Annotated in this window: 4 protein-coding genes; all 4 read right to left on the bottom strand. The window is 66.0% G+C overall.

Features of this window, described 5'->3' with window-relative positions; all coding sequences use genetic code 11:
• Positions 1–1,382 (bottom strand): sensor histidine kinase NtrY-like (locus tag OS124_RS0103130; RefSeq protein WP_040606593.1); only part of this gene is annotated, 1,382 nt, incomplete at its 3' end.
• A gap of 100 nt (positions 1,383–1,482) precedes the next feature.
• Positions 1,483–2,856: a response regulator gene (locus OS124_RS0103125; protein ID WP_010137875.1), complete on the bottom strand. Its 1,374-nt coding sequence runs from the start codon at positions 2,854–2,856 to the stop codon at positions 1,483–1,485.
• Positions 2,856–3,992, bottom strand: coding sequence for a two-component system sensor histidine kinase NtrB (locus OS124_RS0103120; RefSeq protein ID WP_010137873.1), 1,137 nt, complete (start codon positions 3,990–3,992; stop codon positions 2,856–2,858). The genes OS124_RS0103125 and OS124_RS0103120 overlap by 1 nt, the downstream gene beginning before the upstream one ends.
• Positions 3,989–4,993, bottom strand: coding sequence for a tRNA dihydrouridine synthase DusB (gene dusB / locus OS124_RS23515; RefSeq protein ID WP_040606590.1), 1,005 nt, complete (start codon positions 4,991–4,993; stop codon positions 3,989–3,991). The genes OS124_RS0103120 and dusB overlap by 4 nt, the downstream gene beginning before the upstream one ends.
• Positions 4,994–5,108: the final 115 nt, after the last annotated feature.

Raw genomic sequence — 5,108 nt, 5'->3', positions numbered from 1 at the left:
ATCTCTTCCTGCACCACCTGGCTGTTGCCCTTGCGCAGCTGCTCGAAGAGCGGGCCGAATTCGGGCACGGCGACAGAGATCGGCCGCGCCTCCTCGTCGCCATCCCAGCCCAGAAGCGTCTCGGCTGAGCGGTTGACGAAGGTCACCCGGCCACGGGCGTCCAGTCCGACGACCCCGGACGTGACCGAGCTGAGCACCGAGTCAAACAGCCGCCGACGGGCCTCGATCTGCGCGGTATTCTTCAGAAGCTCTTCACGTTGCCGCTTAAGTTCCCGCGTCATGTGGTTGAAGTAACGAGACAAAAGGGCGAACTCATCATTGCCCGCCTCTTCATGGACCCGCACGTCCAGATCCCCCGCGCCGACCTGCTGGGCGGCCGAGGTCAGACGACCCACGGGCCGCGACAGGCGTTCAGCGAACCAGAGACCCAGCCAGATTGCCGCCAGGATCAGGATCACAGCGAACCCGAGATAGAGCAGCGCGAATTCGAACAGCACCCGCCCGCGCTCGCTTTCGAGCTGCTGGTAGAGGCGCACGGTCTCCTGGGTGTCGTCGAGCAGGTTCAGGATCTCGCCATCGACCTCGCGGCTGACATAGAGCAGCCGGTCAGGGAAGCGCTTCAGCGGCACGAGGGCGCGGAATTCGTTGTTGTCCCAATCCTCGATGATCGACACGCCGGCGCCCCGGGCCTTGTCGAAATCCGACCGCGAGGGCTCTTCGTAGTCGAACAGATACGAGCGCTCGCCACGGGCGCGGATCTCGCCCGCGCCGTCGATCACATAGGCTTCCTTCAGGCCGCGCTGGATCTGCGCCTGCCCCGAGGTCAGGACCTGCCGCAACTCGCCGTCGCCGACGAAGAAGTTCACGTCGCGGGTGCTGTCCAGCGCATCGGCCAGAAGCCGGGCGTCATTGGTCAGGTCCTGTCGATGCTCGTCCTCGTAGGCGCGCGCGGCGGCCAGCGAGGTGCCCACCACCTGCCGCACCCGGTCCGAGAACCAGCCCTCGAGGCCGATGTTGATGGTCAGCGCGGCAAAGATCGCGACAGAGACGGTCGGGATCAGCGCCATCAGGGTGAAGGTGCCGGTCAGCCTGAGGTGCAGGCGGGAACCTGCCGATTGCGCCCTGCGCGCCGCCACCATCCGGGCGACCCGCTGCGCCACAAGCGCCGCAACGACGGTCACGTAGACGAAATCCGCCAGCAGGATGAGTCGCAGCGCGTTCGAGGATCCGCCCAGGTTCAGCGGTCCCAGGACGAAGAAGGTGGACAGCACCAGAACCGGCCCCAGAAGCACCAGACCAAGGGTCGCGATGTTCTGGAAACGCCTTTGACGGCTCAGTCTGATCAGCCGGTTCCAGCTAAGATGTCGTGCCCGCGTAGCCACAGGCTACCCCCGCCCAGATGTGGTGCCCTGCAGCACCGACGCCATATATTGTGGCTCTGCCCGGAGGATGTCCCCCGGGGGCCACGGTTCTGTGGCGTTTTTACATCAACTTCCGACGGCGTGTCACGCGAATATCCAGATCGGTGATCTTCTTGCGCAGGGTATTCCGGTTGATCCCCAGAAGGTCGGCACATTTCGCCTGGTTGCCCCCCGTCGCTTCAAGCGCGATCTCGATCAGCGGCAGCTCGACCTCTTTCAGGATGCGGGCATAGAGGCCCGGCGGGGGCAGCATGTTTCCGTGAAGATCGAAATAACGCCGCAGGTGGCGCGCGACCGAGCCCGAGAGCTTCTCGCTCTCGCCCTGCCCGCCCAGGAGCGGTTCGGTCTCGGGCTGGTTGCCCAGGACGCTTTCCACCTCGGCGCGGCTGATCTCGTCGGTGCGCGCGGTCAGCACGAGGCGGCGGATGGCGTTTTCCAGCTGGCGCACGTTGCCGGGCCAGGAGTAGGTGCGCATCATCTCCAGCGCGTCCTCGGCCAGGTAGCGGCGCATGGCGCCCTCGCGCTCGGCACGCTGCAGGAAGTGCTCGACCAGCAGCGGGATATCGTCGACGCGCTCACGCAGGGCGGGCACGTTGATCGTCGCGCCGGTCAGCCGGTAGAACAAATCCTGCCGCAGGGCGCCCTCTTCCATCGCCCGGTTCAGGTCGGTCTGCGAGGTCGCCATGAAGCGCGGCAGGTTGTCGGTGGCGCCATCCATCATGCGCACGATCCGGGCCTGCACCTCCTGGTCGATATCGGCGATCTCATCGAACAGAACGGTGCCGCCCTTGGCCCGCGCCAGGATCCGCGCCGGCCCTTCGAGGTCTTGCAGATCCGAGGCAGAGACCGCGACGAAGGGCAGGTTGCGCCGATCGCTGAAGTCATGAATTGCCTTCGCGATCAGCGACTTGCCGGTCCCACTTTCACCAGCGATCAGCACCGGAAGATCGGTGTTCATCACCCGCGCGACAAGACGGTAAAGCGCCTGCATCGAGGCGGTGCGGCCGACCAGCGGCAGCTCGTCGGGACGCTCCTTCATCTCTTCGGAGGGCTTGGAGGAGGGCATCCGCTGGCGCTGCTCAAGCGCGCGCGCGGTGCGTTTCATCAGGTCCGGCAGGTCGAAGGGCTTGGGCAGGTAGTCATAGGCCTCGGCCTCTGCGGCCTGGATGGCGGTCATGATGGTGTTCTGCGCCGAGATCACGATCACCGGCAGGCCGGGACGGTCCTGGGCGATCTTGGGCAGCATCTCCAGCCCGTTCCCGTCGGGCATCATAACGTCCGAGATCACCACATCGCCCTTGCCCTCGCCGACCCATCGCATCAGCGTGGTCAGCGACGAGGTCGCATGGACCTTGCAGCCGGCCCGCGTCAGGGCCTGGGTCAGGACCGTGCGGATCGTGCGATCGTCATCTGCAACCAGGATCGTGCCGTCCATCACTCGTTCTCCTTCTCGATGACTTCCTTGGGCGCCCGCGGCAGCGAAATGCGGAACACCGTCTTGCCCGGAACCGAGGTGACGGAAATCCACCCCTCGTGATCCGAGATGATCTTGCTGACCAGGGCCAGGCCAAGCCCCGTGCCGTTCTCGCGGCCCGAGACGAAGGGGTCGAAGATGTCGCCGGCAATGTCTTCCGGCAGGCCGGGGCCGTCATCCTCGATTTCGATCTGCAAAGGCAGGCTCTTTCCCTTCCCGTCCGCCCGCCTGAGGCGGAAGGAATGTTCGAAATATGTATGCAGGCGGATCACGCCACCCTCCTTGCCGGCGGCCTGAGCGGCGTTCTTCAGCAGGTTCAGCACCACCTGTAGCAGCTGGTCCGGGTCGCCCATGGCCTGCGGCAGCGAGGGATCGTAATCCTCGATGATCTTCATGTTGGCGCCGAAGCCCAGAAGCGCCGAACGCCGGGCCCGGTCCAGCACGTCGTGCAGGTTCACCGGCTTCAGGTCCGGCATGGTCAGGTTGCCGAACTGCTCGACCTGCTCCAGCAGCTTCACGATGCGCCGGCTTTCGGCGACGATCAGGTCGGTCAGCTCCATGTCCTCCTTGCTGAGGTTCATGGACAGAAGCTGGGCCGCGCCGGTAATCCCGGCCAGCGGGTTCTTGATCTCGTGCGCCAGCATCTCGGCCATGCCGATGGCCGACTTGGCCGCCGACTTGACGCTGTGATCCTGGGTCATCCGCCCCGCCAGCTCGCGCGGCGAGATCAGGAACAGCATGAAGCCCTCGCGGTCGTTCAGCGGCGAGATCTGCAGGTTGCAATGCAGGGGCGCGCGCTCTCCGGTGCCCACGTCGACATCGTTGACGAACAGCGGTGACGAGGTCGCACGGGCCCGGGCGAAGGCCTCTTCCAGCGGGCTGTCGATCATTACCCGTTCCCAGACCTTCTGGCCACGGATCGAGCGGGCGGAGGTGTTCAGGAACCCTTCTGCGGCCGGGTTGATCGAGATGATCGAATCCTCGGGGTCGAGCAGCAGCGCCGGGACGGGAAGCGAGGCCCAGACGGGCGTCTCTTCGACATCGGCGATGGCGGCGGCGATTTCCTCGGAGTCGAAGGGAATGGACCGCGAATTCATGCGGCGCGTACCTCCGGTTGGGTGGTTGCATCGGGTCCGGCAGCCAGGGCCTCCGGAAGAAGAGAGAAGACCTCGGCCGGGGTGGTGGCGCGCAGGATGCGGCCGCGCAGCCCGGCGGGGGTGGCGGCAAGGTCCATGTACCAGCCAAGGTGCTTGCGCAGCACCCGACCGCCCAGGTCGGCCCCGTAGAAGGTCAGCCCGGCCTCGTAGTGCCGCGCGACCATGTCGGAAAATTCCTTTGCATCCGGGGCTTTGCGCGGCGTTCTTCCGGCAAGGTCTTCACGGATCTGCGCCAGCTTCCAGGGCTGACCCTGCGCCCCGCGCCCGACCATCACGCCGTCCGCGCCCGACTGGCGCAGCGCCTCGCGGGCGCTTTTCAGGTCGGTGATGTCGCCATTGGCGATCACCGGGATCGACACCGCCCGTTTCACCGCGGCAATCGCCGCCCAGTCGGCGCGGCCCTTGTAGAACTGGCAGCGGGTGCGACCATGCACCACCACCATCTGCACCCCCGCGCCCTCGGCCCGGGCGGCCAGCTCGGGAGCGTTGATCATGTCGTCATCCCAGCCGAGCCGCATCTTCAGCGTCACCGGAACCGAGACCGCCTCGGCCACCGCCTCGATCAGCGTCAGCGCATGGTCGAGATCGCGCATCAGCGCCGAGCCCGACAGCCCGCCGACCACCTTCTTGGCCGGGCAGCCCATGTTGATGTCGATGATGCCGGCGCCCTGCCCCTCGACCATCCGGGCGGCCTCGCCGATCCAGTAGGTGTCGCGCCCGGCCAGCTGGACCGAGGTCGCGGCATCGCCGAAACCCAGCTCGGCGCGCTCGCGGGTGCCGGGCTTGGCCTGCACCATCTCCTGGCTGGCGACCATTTCGGACACCACGAGATCCGCACCGAAGCCCGCGACGAGATCGCGATAGGGTCGGTCCGTGATCCCGGCCAGCGGCGCGAGGCACACCGGGGGGACGGAGCTTGCGAAGAGTTCTCTGACTGACATGCTTAAACCTTGAGCATCCGCTTATGCGTTAGACCGATTTGGGCGGCACCACAACAAAACGGCCCGAATTTCTTCCTGACCGGCGCGTCATCTGCCCAATTTTCAGGCAGCCGCA

It is taken from the genome of Oceanicola sp. S124, from assembly GCF_000220565.1.
Classification (GTDB): domain Bacteria; phylum Pseudomonadota; class Alphaproteobacteria; order Rhodobacterales; family Rhodobacteraceae; genus Pseudooceanicola.
This window is presented reverse-complemented; position numbering and strand designations above follow the sequence as displayed.